The sequence below is a fragment of the Pseudochelatococcus sp. genome (genome assembly GCF_050946405.1).
Classification (GTDB): domain Bacteria; phylum Pseudomonadota; class Alphaproteobacteria; order Rhizobiales; family Beijerinckiaceae; genus Pseudochelatococcus.
Genome location: NZ_JBMNUS010000002.1, coordinates 594,751 through 609,394, shown reverse-complemented (window position 1 = coordinate 609,394; position 14,644 = coordinate 594,751). Strand labels below are relative to the sequence as shown.

13 protein-coding genes and 1 tRNA gene are annotated in these 14,644 nt (G+C 66.5%); 8 read left to right on the top strand and 6 right to left on the bottom strand.

The features are described 5' to 3' along the window. Positions 1-107 precede the first annotated feature (107 nt). Complete coding sequence (locus ACOYJQ_RS06415; RefSeq protein WP_433457172.1) at positions 108-575, top strand: hypothetical protein; 468 nt, start codon at positions 108-110, stop codon at positions 573-575. A gap of 366 nt (positions 576-941) precedes the next feature. Here the strand turns inward: ACOYJQ_RS06415 and ACOYJQ_RS06410 are convergent, their stop codons facing one another. The 3 genes from ACOYJQ_RS06410 to ACOYJQ_RS06400 form a co-directional block, all read right to left on the bottom strand. Continuing rightward, positions 942-3,131, bottom strand: a complete 2,190-nt coding sequence (locus ACOYJQ_RS06410) for a DUF6538 domain-containing protein (RefSeq protein WP_433457171.1) — start codon at positions 3,129-3,131, stop codon at positions 942-944. Positions 3,132-3,289: 158 nt separating this feature from the next. Continuing rightward, positions 3,290-3,363 (bottom strand) — tRNA-Gln (locus tag ACOYJQ_RS06405). A gap of 184 nt (positions 3,364-3,547) precedes the next feature. Then, positions 3,548-4,612, bottom strand: coding sequence for an aldose epimerase family protein (locus ACOYJQ_RS06400; RefSeq protein WP_433457170.1), 1,065 nt, complete (start codon positions 4,610-4,612; stop codon positions 3,548-3,550). Between the two features lie 337 nt (positions 4,613-4,949). Here ACOYJQ_RS06400 and ACOYJQ_RS06395 point away from each other — a divergent pair, with 337 nt between their 5' ends. Then, on the top strand, positions 4,950-5,162 hold the full coding sequence (locus ACOYJQ_RS06395; protein ID WP_433457168.1) for a hypothetical protein: 213 nt from the start codon (positions 4,950-4,952) through the stop codon (positions 5,160-5,162). A gap of 25 nt (positions 5,163-5,187) precedes the next feature. Here the strand turns inward: ACOYJQ_RS06395 and ACOYJQ_RS06390 are convergent, their stop codons facing one another. Further along, positions 5,188-5,628 (bottom strand): VOC family protein, encoded by a 441-nt coding sequence (locus ACOYJQ_RS06390; protein ID WP_433457167.1) that lies wholly within the window; start codon positions 5,626-5,628, stop codon positions 5,188-5,190. A 266-nt stretch (positions 5,629-5,894) separates the two neighbouring features. Between ACOYJQ_RS06390 and ACOYJQ_RS06385 the strand changes: the two genes are divergently transcribed. Both ACOYJQ_RS06385 and ACOYJQ_RS06380 read left to right on the top strand, forming a co-directional pair. Continuing rightward, positions 5,895-7,301: a cation diffusion facilitator family transporter gene (locus ACOYJQ_RS06385; protein WP_433457166.1), complete on the top strand. Its 1,407-nt coding sequence runs from the start codon at positions 5,895-5,897 to the stop codon at positions 7,299-7,301. Between the two features lie 181 nt (positions 7,302-7,482). Further along, a complete protein-coding gene (locus ACOYJQ_RS06380; protein WP_433457165.1) occupies positions 7,483-8,742 on the top strand; it encodes a sensor histidine kinase in 1,260 nt (419 codons plus the stop codon). Positions 8,743-8,972: 230 nt separating this feature from the next. On the opposite strand, the gene ACOYJQ_RS06375 is transcribed toward ACOYJQ_RS06380, so the two are convergent. Beyond that, complete coding sequence (locus tag ACOYJQ_RS06375) at positions 8,973-9,302, bottom strand: KGG domain-containing protein (protein ID WP_433457164.1); 330 nt, start codon at positions 9,300-9,302, stop codon at positions 8,973-8,975. A 115-nt stretch (positions 9,303-9,417) separates the two neighbouring features. Further along, positions 9,418-10,299 (bottom strand): bifunctional DNA-formamidopyrimidine glycosylase/DNA-(apurinic or apyrimidinic site) lyase, encoded by an 882-nt coding sequence (gene mutM, locus ACOYJQ_RS06370; RefSeq protein ID WP_433457163.1) that lies wholly within the window; start codon positions 10,297-10,299, stop codon positions 9,418-9,420. 156 nt (positions 10,300-10,455) lie between these two features. On the opposite strand from mutM, the gene ubiE reads away from it, so the two are divergent. From ubiE to dut, 4 genes are read left to right on the top strand one after another with little or no spacing between them, the layout of a single operon-like run. After that, complete coding sequence (gene ubiE, locus ACOYJQ_RS06365) at positions 10,456-11,208, top strand: bifunctional demethylmenaquinone methyltransferase/2-methoxy-6-polyprenyl-1,4-benzoquinol methylase UbiE (protein ID WP_433457162.1); 753 nt, start codon at positions 10,456-10,458, stop codon at positions 11,206-11,208. A 25-nt stretch (positions 11,209-11,233) separates the two neighbouring features. Further along, entirely contained in the window at positions 11,234-12,805 is a 1,572-nt protein-coding gene (gene ubiB, locus ACOYJQ_RS06360) for a 2-polyprenylphenol 6-hydroxylase (RefSeq protein ID WP_433457161.1), read from the top strand. Between the two features lie 28 nt (positions 12,806-12,833). After that, a complete protein-coding gene (locus tag ACOYJQ_RS06355) occupies positions 12,834-14,183 on the top strand; it encodes a phosphopantothenoylcysteine decarboxylase domain-containing protein (protein ID WP_433457160.1) in 1,350 nt (449 codons plus the stop codon). Continuing rightward, positions 14,176-14,625 carry a dUTP diphosphatase gene (dut, locus tag ACOYJQ_RS06350; protein WP_433457159.1) on the top strand — a complete coding sequence of 150 codons (450 nt, stop codon included), beginning with the start codon at positions 14,176-14,178 and terminating at the stop codon, positions 14,623-14,625. Before ACOYJQ_RS06355 ends, dut begins: the two co-directional genes overlap by 8 nt. The last annotated feature ends 19 nt before the right edge of the window (positions 14,626-14,644 follow it).

Sequence of the window (14,644 nt, the reverse complement as noted above, 5' to 3'; positions counted from 1 at the left end):
GGCTGACTCTCTCTAATAATGTCCATGGCTATAACACCGTCCATATTGACGTCGATATAGCCTGAGCTTTCCGAAAAGGCTCAGATATGCAAGGCGGCCCCCGGCGTATGGATACCGCCAAGAAGCGCGAGGAAAACAGGATCGAGCGCGAGCGGAACCCCGGCAGCCGCGTCAGGGATCCCGGCGAGATCGTCGTTGATGACGTCGTCCGCAGGGAGTTCGACCTCATCGAGGACCAAGTACGCTTCCGCTTCATCCAGCTTGGCAAGGCGTACATCGACATCCTCAACATCGTCCTTCGAGAAACCGGGCAGGAAGGGTTGATCGCCGACGTCTACGACTTCCCGTTAGCGTTGGAGCTTGGCATCCCGACGAAGTCCGGCTGGTCGTTCATGGAGCTCGGCCTGTCCCGGATCGCCGCAACGGCCCTCCAGCCGGAGTTTCCCGACAGCAACCTCACGCCGGATGCTGCACGCAGGTGGCTGGCGGGGATCGAAGACATCGGCACGCTGCGCCTCGGGCCGGTGATCGTGGATGAACTGCGGCGCTTGAAACTCATCCGCCTGGCAGGGTGATCCGATCTGGGCGGACGCTCCGGTGTAGTTCGTCTGAATAGCGACATTGCCCTCACCACGGATGCGCCATAGGGCCGTAAGCCGCCTGTCTGCTTTTAGACGGATCAGGCTGGAAGCGGACCCTGAGCTCACGACCCGTTGGACGACGTTACCACGGGGAAAGTAGGCCCTGTTGGACTGGAGTGATCGACATCGCCGTCATCCCCCCTGTCGGCCGTTCATTCAAATCGCTGTGGATATCCGCTTCCTCCTTCGAATCGAAGGGGCCGTACTGTTTCAAAGGTTGGCGTTCCCAATCACGCACCACCCAGGGCTTCCCTTTCGCACTCATCATCACAGCCGCAGTCTCATCCGGACCTCCGGAAATCATTTCCGGTTTCCGCCATCTCCGGGTGACGCCCTTGCCCACGGTGCCGGCTGCCTGGCCCTTACCCATGGAAGCAGGCGGATCGGTCTGGGTTGGATATCGTCCGTGATGATCGGGTATCTGGCGAGCGCGTCTCGCATCAGCGGCACCTCGGCGATGTTGGTGTAGCGCGTGTTGGTCTCGCCCTCGCTGAGGCGTCCCGTGATGTCGTCGATGATTTCGGGCGGTACGCCACGTTGCTTCAACGTGTCGGACAAGCCGTGGCGCAACGCGTGCAGGGTTCGCTTCCACAGCTCATCGCCGAGGGCCGTCTGCATGAGAGGCACGAACGCGTCGTAGAAGCGGTCGCCGGGATCGTTCCTGGTCAGGTGGGAGAACAGATCCGGGAACAGGGCCTGATAGCCCAGTTCGGCAATCTGTTGCCGATACTCCAGGAAATTGAGGCGTATCAGTTCGTCGGGGAGGGGGAGCTGGCGGTGGGATTGTGGATTCTTGAGGTTGCGAAACGCATTGGGGCGAAGGTCGATGACCCACCCGTGCTCGGCCTGATACACATCCCCGACCGCCAGTCCCGCAAACTCTTTGCGTCGGGCTCCGAGATAGGTGTAGAGCAGGGGCAGGTAATAAAGCGCGTCATGGTAGACGAGCGATCCCGGTGCGCCTCTGTCCTCCGATGATGCGCAGCCCGTGTGTATCGGGGTCGAGAATATCGGCCGCACATCGTTGGGCTTCGGCTTGAATTGCTGAAGGCGGATCTCCCCGGGCTTCAATTTTCTGGGGCGCAGGCCATCGAAGCTCCAGTCGAATATCTGGTAGCCGTTCGCCTTCAGATGCTGGAAGAAGGTTCCGAGATTCGCGAAATGCTTGCGGACCGTATTGCCATGCAGTCCGATGGCGGGCTTCTTGTCTTTCAGCGCCTCGGCCTTCCGCGGATCGGTCATCGCGTCTTCCCATTCGGTCACGAGACGCCGGCCTTCCGCCCTGAGTTCCGCAGGCGACATGGCGCGCATGCGGGCGCTCTGGCCCCATCGGGTGGGAATATCGTGAAAGTGCTGCCGAAGCTGCCCGACGTGATACTGCGTGATCTGGCCTGAATGCTCGACGCCGTGTTCGTGGAGGACGCCGACGAGAATGCTCACCAGCGCGCGTGCGTCACGCGCCGATTCCTCGGTCCAGTCCTGCTTCTTGTTGGCGACGAGCTTCTCGAAGATATCCATGAACTCCGCGATCGGGAGCGGCCTGCCCTTGTTGGCCGCCTCCCGGACCACGAGGATCGGTGAGGCAGACTGGGAGGTCTCGCCCGTGGGGCCGGCGGGAAGGAGCGTGCCCAGCACGATCGCTTCAGGGGCCGCGTCGGGACGGCCGGGCGGGATCGGCACGTCTGCCGTCGGTACGGCAGCGGCGGGCGCCTCCTTTCCCTGTTCGCATTCAGCCGGAGCAGGGGACCGGGAAAGCGGGGTTGAAGCCTCCTCGGCGGCCGGAGCGCTGGCGAAGCCGGGAGCCGTTCCACCCGTCAACGCGCTGAGGCTCTTGTCGGCGAAAGGGTAGCGTTCGTCGACGGCCATCAGGGCGTCGGCGCGGCCGCGTGCAACGTGCTGCAGCGTCTTCTCCCGATTGATGGCGGTGTCCTCGATGTCGAAGGCGGCCATCTTCCGCGCGAGCACATTGGCGCCGTAGCGGGAGAGGAACTCCGCCCGCAACTGGCTGTAATTGTGGAAGATGTTGGCCTGGTGGGCCTCCGGGACGCCGTTGGCGCGGAGATAGCTGCGGCCGGGGCAGCCTTCCGCGAGCGTCAGGGATACCTGTGCGCCGAACATTTCGATGAGCCGATAGGCCCAGGCGTTTTCCAGATCCATCTCGACGTCCTGGATCTGATTTACCCGGCCATGGCGGCGGGAAACGAAGACATGATCGTCTTGGCGATCGAGTTCTTCGTCCCGCTCCGCCGCGCACAGGCGTTGGAGATTCTCGCGTGTTACTGTTCTGCTCATCGGACCGAACTTCAGTTTGGCCAGCAGCGTGTTGAGGCGTCTGGCGATTATTTCCGCTCTTCCATGATCGGAAACCTGAAGACTGAGCGCAAGCCGGCTTCCCGACGGGCAGGCCTCGAAGCGACTCGGGATGCGCGGACGCCAATAGAAAATGTTGCCACGGCGGATGAGATTCTCGACGCGATAGCGCACGGCCATGACGTGCATGCCTCGACCTTTGCCGCAGGCGCCGCCCGGCCGTCGACCGGCATGGGCCTCACCTTTGGGCCTCAGTTTTGGGCATCAGACCTCCTTGATGCCAAAACGGGATCCAGCACGTCCGAAAAAACAAGCATTTCAGGGGATTTGACGAGAATTGGCTGGGGAACCTGGATTCGAACCAGGACTGACGGAGTCAGAGTCCGCAGTTCTACCGTTAAACTATTCCCCAGCAACGAGACATTTCAAAAAAGGTGATATGGCAAAAAACCGTACCGCCTGATTGGTCCCGAACGGGCGATGCAGAGTGCGTCGCCCGATGGCGGATTACTTAGACGCGCCCGCATCGTCCGTCAAGCGTTTCCGCGTATTTTATCCACCGGTGGAAAACGGCGGCGCGGAATGCCTGTCGGTTTTTACTGGCGCGAGAAACGGTATTCCGTGATCTGGCGGTAAAGGCCGCCCGGCCGCAGCACCGGATCGGGAAAGGCGGGCTGGTTGATCGCATCGGGAAAGTTCTGGGCTTCAAGGGAGATGCCCGCGCCGGGGCCGTATCTCACGCCGTCCAGGCCCGGCACCGGCACGTCGAGCTTGCCGCCGTCGTAAACCTGAAGGCCCCGTTCCGTCGTCCATACCTCAAGCGACACATTGTTGATGTACGATGAGAGCAGCGCGGCGCGCGCAAGCGGCGGGGCGTTGTCCTGCGGCGATTCGGAGGGAGGGGAGTCCAGCCGGTCGCGCCGCAGCACGAAGTTGATGTCGTAATGCACCGGCGCACCCGTTTTCGCGTCCGGGAAACGAATGGTGCGGTGGGCGCGGAAATCGTTCGGCGTGCCGCTGACCGGCACGATCGCGCCGGTCGGGATGAGATCCGCGTCGGTCGGCGTGAAGAAATCGGCTTCGATGCTCAGGCGGTGGTTGAAGATCGTCGGCTCGCCGTCGAGGTTGAAATAGGGGTGATGGGCGAGATTGACCGGCGTGGGCCGGTCGGTGGCGGCCTCAAGCTCCAGCCGCAGAACGCCGGGATCGAGCAGACGGTAGGTGCAGGCGACCCGCACCGTGCCGGGAAAGCCATCCTCGCCGTCAGGAGAGACGAGTGTCAGCGTCACACTCGATTCATCGTGCGCGGCCAGCCGCCAGAGCCGGTTTCCGAAGCCGCGGCCGCCGTGCAGCGTATGGCGGCCCGACTGATTGCGCGTCAACGTCCAGGTGCGGCCGTCGAGCGTGAAGCGGCCGTTGGCGATCCGGTTGGCGACGCGGCCCACGATGGCGCCCATATGGGGCGAGTGGGAGACGTAATCCTCAATGGTGTTGAGCCCGAGCACCACGCGCTGATATCGCCCGTGCCCGAGCCGCACCCGCAGGTCGCGGACCACGGCGCCCCACGTCATGACCTTCGCTTCGATGCCGGATTGGGGTGCGCGAATGTCGATTTCGTCGACGCTCTCTCCGTCGATCTCGCCGAACCGGCTTATGGTCATCGTCTCTCCCTGGTCTTGTCTTGTTTTCGCCGTGTGTTTCGGCAGTTTGACGATCGTGCGTTCCGCCCCGGAAAGCCGCGATGCGTAGGGGGCTATGGATGATTCGCCCGTTCGATGATATCCACGCGCCCGTATTGCGCACGGGGAAATGAATCGGCCCGGCGCACGGGGAAGGAGTTTTGTGCACCGGAAAGGCCGGTCATGAAAAAGCCGGTCATGAAGATTCGGTCATGGAAAGCAGATCATGGCAGGAGGAACGCAAACTATGGGGCATGACACAACGTATGCGCATACCCGGCACGCGCATACCCGGCACGCGCATACCCGGATTGCGCCGATGGTGAAAGCGCGTGGAGCGTCCCGCCGCGTTCTGCCGGCGCTGGTTGCCGGCGCATTGGCGGCATTGCTCGCCGGTTGCGCGACGCCCCCGCAGAAAACCGGAACGCGCGGTGTCGGCAGGCCCCCGCCGGAACAGGCTGCGGTAGAGTACAGCCAGTCCCGCCGCGGGCCGCTGATCACGCCGGAAAACGATCCCTTCGCCGTCGATTGACGCAGGGGCGCCTGCCGGGCCGCGCCTACCAGGTGCCGGTGTTGGGCAGGCTCGCCCACGGCTCTTGCGGCGGCAGCGCCTCGCCCTCCTGCAAGAGCTCGATGGAAATGCCTTCCGGCGAGCGGATGAAGGCCATGCGCCCGTCGCGCGGCGGGCGGTTGATGACGATGCCCGCCTTGGCGAGCTTGTCGCAGAAGGCGTAGATGTCGTCGACGCGATAGGCGAGGTGGCCGAAACTCCGCCCGGAAGCATAGTCTTCCGGGTCCCAGTTCCATGTCAGCTCAAGCTCCGGCGAGCGCCGCTCGCGCGCGGATTCGACATCCGCCGGCGCGGCGAGGAATACGAGCGTGTAGCGGCCCGCCTCGTTCTCCACCCGGCGCGTTTCCACGAGGCCGAACTTGTTGACGTAGAAATCGAGCGCAGCGTCGAGATCGCGCACCCTGATCATGGTGTGGACATAACGCATGAGCGTTCCTCTCCTGTGATATCTTCGCTTGACTTGCCGCCGCCGATGACGCGCCCTGCACCTGCGATGCGTTCACGCATCGCAGGTGTGCGCAGTCGCCGCGGTTCGCCCGCGCAATGCGTCAATGAGCCAACAGGTTTCAATCCGCGATGTCAAATGCGGGATGGAGATGATCGATGCGCGGCGGGAATGGCGGCCATGACGCGAATAGCGTCAGACAGGACCATCACGCGAATAGCGTCGGTCGCGGTCGCGATCTGGAGGCGATGAACCGGCGCAAGGAGCGCGTCGCGCTCATGTCGGTGCTCGTGAGCGCGGTGCTGACGGTCGCCAAGGCGATCGGCGGGTTTTCCACGGGCTCGCTGGCCCTGTTGTCGGATGCGGCCAACAGCCTGCTCGACATCGGCGCGACCACGCTGACGTGGCTCGCGGTGCGCGAGGCGCACAAGCCCGCCGACGACAAGCATCATTTCGGCCACGGCAAGTTCGAATCGATGTCGGCGCTGGCCGAAACGGCATTCCTGTTCCTGCTCTCGGGCGTCGTCGCGGTGGAGGGCGTGCGGCGCCTGTCCGCCGGCGAGGATACGGTGCAGCCGAACTGGATGGCGGCCATCATCCTCGTCGTCGCCATCTTCGTGGACGGCTGGCGCTGGTGGACGCTGAAGCGCGTCGCGCGCGAGACCGGCAGCGAGGCGCTGGAGGCGGACGCGCTGCATTTCTCGTCCGATCTGGTCAATTCCATATTCGTGCTGATCGCGCTGGGGCTCGCGGCCGCCGGCTACCAGGCGGCGGATGCGCTGATCGCCATCGGCGTTTCCGCCTACATCGCCGTCGCCGGTTTCGGGCTGGCGCGGCGCACCATCGCCAATCTGCTCGACACCGCGCCGGTGGGCCTCGCGGAGCGCGTGCGGAGCGTGGCGCAGGCCGTGCCGGGCGTCGTCGCGGTGGCGCAGGTGCGCGTGCGGCCGGCCGGCTCCGGCGTGCTGGGGGAAATCGCCGTCGATGTCTCGCGCACCCTGCCGCTGGAGCGCGTGGCCGCCATCCGCAAACGGGTGGCCCAGGCGCTTGCCGACGATCTGGAGCGGGCGGAATTCACGGTGACGGCCAATCCCGTCCAGCTCGGCTCCGAAACCGTGCAGGAGCGCGTCAACCTCATCGCGCACCGCAGCCATCTGCCCGTTCATCATGTCACGGTGCAGAACGTCAACGGCCGGCTGTCGATCAGCCTCGATCTGGAAATCGATGGCCGCACGACGCTGGGCATGGCCCATGCGGCGGCGACCCGGCTCGAAAACGCGCTGCGGGAGGAGTTCGGCGCGGAAACGGAGGTGGAAACCCACATCGAGCCGCTGGAGATCGAACCGCTCGACGGTCAGGATGCCCCGCCGGACGTGGCGGCGCGCATCGCGGAGAGGCTGCGGGCCGATGCCGCCCGCACCGGCGTCATCCACGACATCCATCATGTGCGCGTGCGGGAGACGGCCTGCGGGCTGGTCGTCAATTATCATTGCTGCGCCGCGCCGGCGCTCGACATCGCCGCCGTTCATGCCGGGGTCGACGATCTGGAGCGGGCGTTGCGGCAGGCGATGCCGGAGGTGGCGCGTGTCGTCGGCCACGCCGAGCCGGCGGCGGAAGCGGAGGGGCAGTCCTTGCCTCACGCAGTATCGATGTGACTATACCTCCGTACTTGACTTGCGAAATGGCGCGAGGTGGAATGCAGCAGAACGGTGCGGATGCCGCGTCGTCGAACTGAACGCCGTCTGTATCGCCGGTTATGGCGCGGTGTCGGGCGGGGCGCGGTTCGCATGATGCCGGCCGGCGCGCCCGGTGCGTCGTCGGGGGAGGGAGACGCCGATGTCAGTGCACAGCCCGTCCGCGCCGCCGCCTGGAACGGGCGCCATCATCACGCCGGAGCTGGCCTTGCGGCCGCGGCGGCGGTCCGATCCGCGGATGGAGACGGCGGCGCTTCAGGATCTGGCGCGGCAGATGCTGGAATATCCCGACGCTTTCCTGCCGCATCTCGTGTCGCTCGCGATGCAGGTGAGCGAGGCGCATTCGGCGGGTATCAGCCTGCATGAGCCCGATGCGCCGGAGGGCGACGTCTTTCGCTGGCATTTTCTGAAAGGGGCCTGCGCGCTGTTCATCGGGCGCACGACGCCCCGCGATTCGAGCCCCTGCGGGCTCTGTCTCGATGAGGGCGGGCCGGTGCTGATCGCCTGGCCGGCGCAGTTTTATGCGCAATACGCCATGCCGGATATCGTCAGCTACGAGGCGCTTCTGGTGCCCATCTACAAGGGCGGCAAGGAGCCGCTGGGGGCGCTGTGGGTCATCTCCCATACGCCGGAACGCCGCTTCGACGGGGGCGACGCGCAGGTGCTGACGGAGCTGGCGACCTTCGCCGGCGTGGCCATCAAGATCATCCGCGACGCGCGCGCGCTGAAGGAGGCGCTGGCGATGCAGGAGATGCTGACGCGCGAGATGCGTCATCGCATCAGCAATATTCTCACCGTGGCGAGCGGTCTCATCAGCGCTTCCGCGCGCACGGCGAAAACGCCGCAGGACCTGGCCCTGAACGTGCGCGGGCGGCTGGAGGCGCTGGGGCGGGCGCAGGCGCTCGTGCAGCCCGTCGCTCACCGCGACGAGGAGGCCGAAACCCGCGATCCCGCCGACCGTTCCGCGGAGGCGGCGCTTGCGGCGCAATTGGGCGCGCTGGTGAAGGTGATTGCCGCGCCCTATTGCGACGAAGACAAGCAGGTGGTGCTGGACGTTTCGGAAACGCCTTGCCCCGGCGTGCCGTCCATCGGGCAGAGGGCCTTGACGGCGTTGGGGCTGATTCTGCACGAACTGGCCACCAACGCGGCGAAATACGGCGCGCTGTCGGCCGGCAGCGGCCTTGTCACCGTGAGCTGGCGCGAGGACGGCGACGACTGCATCCTGACATGGGAGGAAAGTGGCGGTCCGGCCATCGCGGCGCCGCCGGCGGAAACGGGATTCGGTTCGGTCCTGATCCAGCGCACGGTGAAGGGCCAGCTCGAAGGCGATATCACCCTCGACTGGACCCCCAAGGGGCTGCGCGCCACCTTCCGCGTGGCGTGCCGCGCGCTGGCGCGCTAAAGCGTTTTCAAGCAAAGCGGATACCGCTTTGCGTGAAGAAAACGCGTCAAGTCAATAAGATAGAGCATTTCGGCGTTTCAACGAAACGCCGAAATGCTCTAGATTCTGTCCCGTTTCAATCGAAACGGGACAGAACCTCGATTTCTTTGTTTGAGCGAATTCCGATCGATCAAATGATTCCATTCGATCGGAAAGCGCTCTGAAGCCCCCTGATCGCGGCCGCCGGTCGGCTACTCCTGCGCGTCCTGCGCCGGCACGCGGCCGCCATGCGGGGCCTGCCCGCCTTTCCGCCCCGCTTCCGCCGCCAGCGTGGGGTTCTGGGAGAAGCTGCGCTTTTCGTCCGGCACGCTGCGTCCGCCCTTTCGTCCGGCTTCCGCCGCCAGTTCGCGGTTCTGCGCGAAGCTGCGCTTTTCGTTCGGCACGCTGCGCCCGCCCTTGGAGGCGATGGCGCGCTGTTTTTCACGGTCCATGGATGCGAAGCCGCGTGTCGAAGCCTTTTTGCCGGTGGTTTTCCTGTCGGAGATCGTGTTGCCGGTCGAAATGCCGTCGGCGCTCGTCATCTGATCCTCATTTGCCTGGTTTTCGTTGCACCCCTGTTTCGCAACGCGCGACGGGCGCGAAAGTTCCCGGAAAACCGGCCGGCGGGGGCTTGTATCGTCGGCCCCGGCTGTCGGATCAGCGCTGGCAGGCGGGACAGAAGAACGTGGAGCGGCCGGACTGGACGATGCGGGCCACGCTGCCGCCGCATCCCGGCGTCGCGCAGGGCGCGCCCTCGCGCCCGTAGACGCGGAACGCATGCTGGAAATAGCCCAGCGATCCGTCGGTATGCGCATAGTCGCGCAGCGTCGAGCCGCCGGCGGCGATGGCCTCGTCCAGCACGTCGCGGATGGCGCGTGTGAGACGGCGCGCCTCCTCGGTGGGGGCGCCGCCGTCGCCCGCGATGGTGCCGGCGGCGCGTTCCGGCGCAAGGCCGGCGCGGTGCAGCGCCTCGCAAACGTAGATATTGCCGAGCCCGGCGATCAGCCGCTGGTCGAGAAGCGCGGCCTTGAGCGGCGCGCGCTTCCCCGCGAACAGCCGCGCGAGCGTTTCGGCGTCGAGCGCGTTGCCGAGCGGCTCGATGCCGATGCCGCGAAACAGCGGATGCGTCTCCCGCTCCCGGGCGGGAACGAGCAGCATGAAACCGAAACGCCGCGTGTCGTTGTAGGTGACGCGCGCGCCGTTCGAGAGATGGAACACCACGTGATCGTGCGCGGGGTTGCCGCCGGCCGGCCGGTGGAACGCGCCGGGCCGGCCGGCGGCGTCCTGCGTCTCGATGAGGAAGCGCCCGCTCATGCCAAGATGCATGACGAGCAGCACGTCTCCCTCGATGTCGGCGACGAGATATTTCGCCCGCCGCGAGAGAGCCTGCACCGTGCGTTCCTGAAGGCGCTGCGCGAAGCGCTCGGGAAAGGGAAAGCGCAGATCGGCCCGGCGCAACTCCGTGCGCATGATGCGCGCGCCGGTCATGACGGGTTCGAGACCGCGGCGAACCGTCTCGACTTCGGGCAATTCCGGCATGGTGGACGAGGGAGCCTTCCGTTTCTATGGTGTAAACCGCCGGTGCAGGACCGGCGGAACAATCGAGATGAGCATAGCGGAGAGGCGGCGCTTTCGCTATGGTCCGCGAAACCGCGGCCAACGGCGCGGTATGGCGTATGCGGCGGGATGATGCTCATGACGAACGAGGCGACGACCCATTTCGGATTTACCGACGTGCCGCTGGCCGAGAAGCAGGGGCTGGTGGACGACGTTTTCCACAAGGTCGCCGGCCGCTACGACCTGATGAACGACCTGATGTCGGCCGGCATGCATCGGTTGTGGAAGGATGCGCTGATCTCCATGCTGCGTCCGCCGCGCCACCGGCCGTTCGACCATCTCGACGTCGCGGGCGGCACCGGCGACATCGCCTTTCGCGTGCTCGATGCGGGCGGACCGCAGACGCGCGTCACCATTCTCGACATCAACGGCGACATGCTGCGCGTGGGGCGGGAGAGGGCGAAACACAGATATGGCGAGCGGCTGCGCTTCGTGCAGGGCAATGCCGAGACGCTGCCCCTGCCGGCCGGCGCCTATGACGGCTACACCATCGCCTTCGGCATCCGCAACGTGCCGGACATTCCGGCGGCGCTGCGCGAGGCGCACCGGGTGCTCCGGCGCGGCGGACGCTTTCTCTGCCTGGAGTTCAGCCGTGTCGACGTGCCGCTGCTCGACACGTTCTACGACACCTATTCGTTCAACGTCATTCCGGGTCTCGGCCGCCTGGTGACGGGCGACGGCGAGCCCTATCGATACCTCGTGGAATCCATCCGCAAGTTTCCGCTGCCGGATGCTTTCGCGGGCATGATTCGCGATGCCGGTTTCGGCCGTGTGAGCTGGCGGCCGCTCAGCGGCGGCATCGTCGCCATTCATTCCGGCTGGAAGCTTTGAGCTCAGGGAACAAGGTGATCATGGCATGATCGGCGGCCTCATTCACACGGCGCGTCTGTCGCGGGTCGGCTTCGTGCTGGCGCGCGAGGGCGCGCTCGGCCTCGTCGATACGACGGAGCTGCCGCCTTCCGCCCGTCTCGCCATCCGGCTCGCGCGCCTCATCGAGCGCCCCGGCCCCGGCGGCAGCGCCGAGCGGCTCGCGGCGGCTCTCACGCGGCTCGGGCCGTCCTATGTGAAGTTCGGCCAGTTTCTCGCCACCCGCCCGGATGTCGTGGGCGCGCGCACGGCGCGGGATCTCGAATCGTTGCAGGACAGGATGCCGCCTTTCGATCAGGCGGTGGCGGTGCGCATCGTTGAGAGCGCCTTCGGCCGCACGCTCGACACGCTGTTCGCGGATTTCAGTTCGCCGATCGCGGCCGCTTCGATCGCGCAGGTGCACCGGGCGCGGCTCGTCGCCGGCGGCGACGAGGTGGCGGTGAAGATCCTGCGGCCCGGCGTGCGCGAGCGCTTCGCGCGCGATCTCGCCGCCATGCGCTTCGCGGCGCGGCTGATGCAGCGGCTGCTGCCCGACATGCGCCGGCTGCGCCCCGTGGAGGTGGTGGAAACCCTGGCCCGTTCCGTCTCCATGGAAATGGACCTGCGGCTGGAGGCGGCGGCGCTGTCCGAAATGGGCGAGAACACCCGCGACGATCCCGATTTCCGTGTGCCGAACGTGGAATGGGACGCGACCGGCCGCGAGGTGATGACCAGCGAATGGGTGCACGGCATTCCGCTCTCGGACATCCCGGCTATCGAGGCGGCGGGGCATGACCGCAAGGCGCTGGCGAAGACGGTGATCCAGTCCTTCCTGCGCCATGCGCTGCGCGACGGCTTCTTTCACGCGGACATGCATCCGGGCAATCTTTTCGTCGATGCGCAAGGGCGGCTCGTGGCCGTCGACTGCGGCATCATGGGCCGGCTGGGCCGGGCGGAGCGGCGCTTTCTGGCGGAAATCCTGCTCGGCTTCATCACCCGCGACTACAGGCGCACCGCGCAGGTGCATTTCGACGCCGGCTACGTGCCGGACCATCATTCCGTGGAGGATTTCGCGCAGGCGATCCGCGCCATCGGCGAGCCGATCCACAACCGGCGCGCCGACGAAATTTCGATGGCGAAGCTGCTGACGCTGCTGTTCGAGATCACGGCGCTGTTCGACATGGCGACGCGGACCGAACTCGTCATGCTGCAAAAGACGATGGTCGTGGTGGAGGGCGTCGCGCGCAAGCTCGATCCGCAGCTCGACATGTGGGGCTCGGCGGAGCCGGTGGTGCGGGAGTGGATCGAGCGCAATCTCGGCCCGCTCGGGCTGGCGGCGGAGGCGGGGCGGGGCGCGCGGGATGTCGGCGGGCTGCTCGCGCGCCTGCCTGCGTTGCTGTCGCGCGGCGAGCGCGTGTTCGCCCGTCTCGAAAAGGCATCGGTGGAAGGCTTCACGCTCTCGCCGGCCACCACGGAAGCCATCGGCAAGGCGGAGGGGCGCGGCAATCGCGGCGTGATGCTCGCCCTGTGGGCGATCGCGCTGATCCAGTTGACCCTGGTGCTCCTGCTGCTTGCGGCATGACGCCGAATGGATGATCGGGAGGTGATGCATGCAACACGATGCGCCTGACGACGATACGCGCGGAACTCACGGCAGTTCTCCGGCCGGCGGCTCTCTGGCGGGAAAACGCCTGCTTCTGGTGATCGGCGGCGGCATCGCGGCCTACAAGGTGCTGGAGTTGATCCGCCGCGCCAAGGATCGCGGCCTTGCCGTGCGCGCCATCATGACGCGCGCCGCGGCCGAATTCGTGACGCCGTTGTCGGTGGCGAGCCTCACCGGCGAGAAGGCGTTCACCGATCTCTTCTCGCTGACCGACGAGGCGGATATCGGCCATATCGCGCTCTCGCGCTCGAGCGATCTCATCGTGGTGGCGCCGGCGACGGCGGACCTGCTGGCGAAGATGGCCAACGGGCTGGCCGACGACCTCGCCTCGACGGCGCTGCTCGCCACCGACACCCCTGTGCTCGTCGCGCCGGCCATGAACCCGCGCATGTGGGCGCATCCGGCCACCGCGCGCAACGTGGCGCGGCTGCGCGCCGACGGCGTGCGGTTCGTCGGCCCCAACAGCGGCGCGATGGCGGAGCGGGGCGAATCGGGTCTCGGGCGCATGGCGGAGCCGGCGGAAATCCTCGCCGCCATCGAGGCGCTGCTCGCGCCCGCGCTGCTGCTGCCGGGCGAGGAACAGGGCGCTCATGCGCCCACGCCCGACAGGCAACTGGCGGTGCTGCCGCTGGCCGGCAAGCGCGTGCTCGTCACCTCCGGCCCCACGCATGAGCCCATCGATCCCGTGCGCTACATCGCCAACCGGTCGTCCGGCCGGCAGGGCCACGCCATCGCCGGGGCGGCGGCGCGCGCCGGAGCGCAGGTCGTGCTCATTTCCGGCCCCGTCAATCTGCCCGACCCGGAAGGCGTGACCGTGCGCCGCGTCACCACCGCGCGCGACATGCTGGCGGCCGTGCTGGCGGCGCTGCCGGTCGACGTCGCCATCTTCGCGGCCGCGGTGGCGGACTGGCGCACCGCGGAGGAGGCCGACGCCAAGATCAAGAAGGGCGCGGGTGCGATGCCGCAATTCACCTTCGTGGAAAATCCCGATATCCTCGCGACCGTCGCGCAGGGCTCGCCGCGCCCGGCGCTCGTCATCGGCTTCGCGGCGGAGACGGACACCGTGCTGGAGCACGCGCAGGCGAAGCTCGCGCGCAAGGGCTGCGACTGGATCGTGGCCAATGACGTCGGCAAGGGCACCGGCGTGATGGGCGGCGAGCGCAACACGGTTCATCTCATCAGCAGGGACGGTGTCGAAAGCTGGCCGACGATGGACAAGACCGAGGTGGCGCGCCGCCTGATCGCGCGGGCGGCCGCCTTTTTCCAGACGTCGACGGGAGCGGGCGCGGATGGCTGACATCAGGTTCAGACGGGTGGAGGGCAATGCGGACCTGCCGCTGCCCGCCTATGCGACGGCGGGCGCGGCCGGCATGGACCTGCGCGCCTTCCTGCCGGAAGGGCCGCTCACCTTCACGCATGGCCGTTTCGCGCTGGTCTCCACGGGTTTTTCCGTGGAACTGCCGCCCGGCACCGAGATGCAGGTGCGCCCGCGCTCGGGGCTCGCGCTGCGGCACGGGCTCATCATTCCCAACAGCCCCGGCACGGTGGATGAGGATTATCGCGGCGTGCTGATGGTCGGCCTCTACCATCTCGGCGCGGAGCCCTTCACCATCCACCACGGCGACCGCATCGCCCAGGCCGTTATCGCCGAGGTGCGACGCTATCCGGTGACGGAAGCCGAAGCCTTGTCGGAAACGGCGCGCGGCGAGGGCGGTTTCGGATCGACCGGGCTGAAATAGCGCGTTTGCGGCAAATGAC

Bases quoted from the DNA above. Each gene is read 5' to 3' on its own strand.
- ACOYJQ_RS06415 (WP_433457172.1), top strand. From the start codon at position 108: ATGGATACCGCCAAGAAGCGCGAGGAAAACAGGATCGAGCGCGAGCGG.
- ACOYJQ_RS06410 (WP_433457171.1), bottom strand. From the start codon at position 3,131: ATGGCCGTGCGCTATCGCGTCGAGAATCTCATCCGCCGTGGCAACATT.
- ACOYJQ_RS06400 (WP_433457170.1), bottom strand. From the start codon at position 4,612: ATGACCATAAGCCGGTTCGGCGAGATCGACGGAGAGAGCGTCGACGAA.
- ACOYJQ_RS06395 (WP_433457168.1), top strand. From the start codon at position 4,950: ATGGTGAAAGCGCGTGGAGCGTCCCGCCGCGTTCTGCCGGCGCTGGTT.
- ACOYJQ_RS06390 (WP_433457167.1), bottom strand. From the start codon at position 5,628: ATGCGTTATGTCCACACCATGATCAGGGTGCGCGATCTCGACGCTGCG.
- ACOYJQ_RS06385 (WP_433457166.1), top strand. From the start codon at position 5,895: ATGAACCGGCGCAAGGAGCGCGTCGCGCTCATGTCGGTGCTCGTGAGC.
- ACOYJQ_RS06380 (WP_433457165.1), top strand. From the start codon at position 7,483: ATGTCAGTGCACAGCCCGTCCGCGCCGCCGCCTGGAACGGGCGCCATC.
- ACOYJQ_RS06375 (WP_433457164.1), bottom strand. From the start codon at position 9,302: ATGACGAGCGCCGACGGCATTTCGACCGGCAACACGATCTCCGACAGG.
- mutM (WP_433457163.1), bottom strand. From the start codon at position 10,299: ATGCCGGAATTGCCCGAAGTCGAGACGGTTCGCCGCGGTCTCGAACCC.
- ubiE (WP_433457162.1), top strand. From the start codon at position 10,456: ATGACGAACGAGGCGACGACCCATTTCGGATTTACCGACGTGCCGCTG.
- ubiB (WP_433457161.1), top strand. From the start codon at position 11,234: ATGATCGGCGGCCTCATTCACACGGCGCGTCTGTCGCGGGTCGGCTTC.
- ACOYJQ_RS06355 (WP_433457160.1), top strand. From the start codon at position 12,834: ATGCAACACGATGCGCCTGACGACGATACGCGCGGAACTCACGGCAGT.
- dut (WP_433457159.1), top strand. From the start codon at position 14,176: ATGGCTGACATCAGGTTCAGACGGGTGGAGGGCAATGCGGACCTGCCG.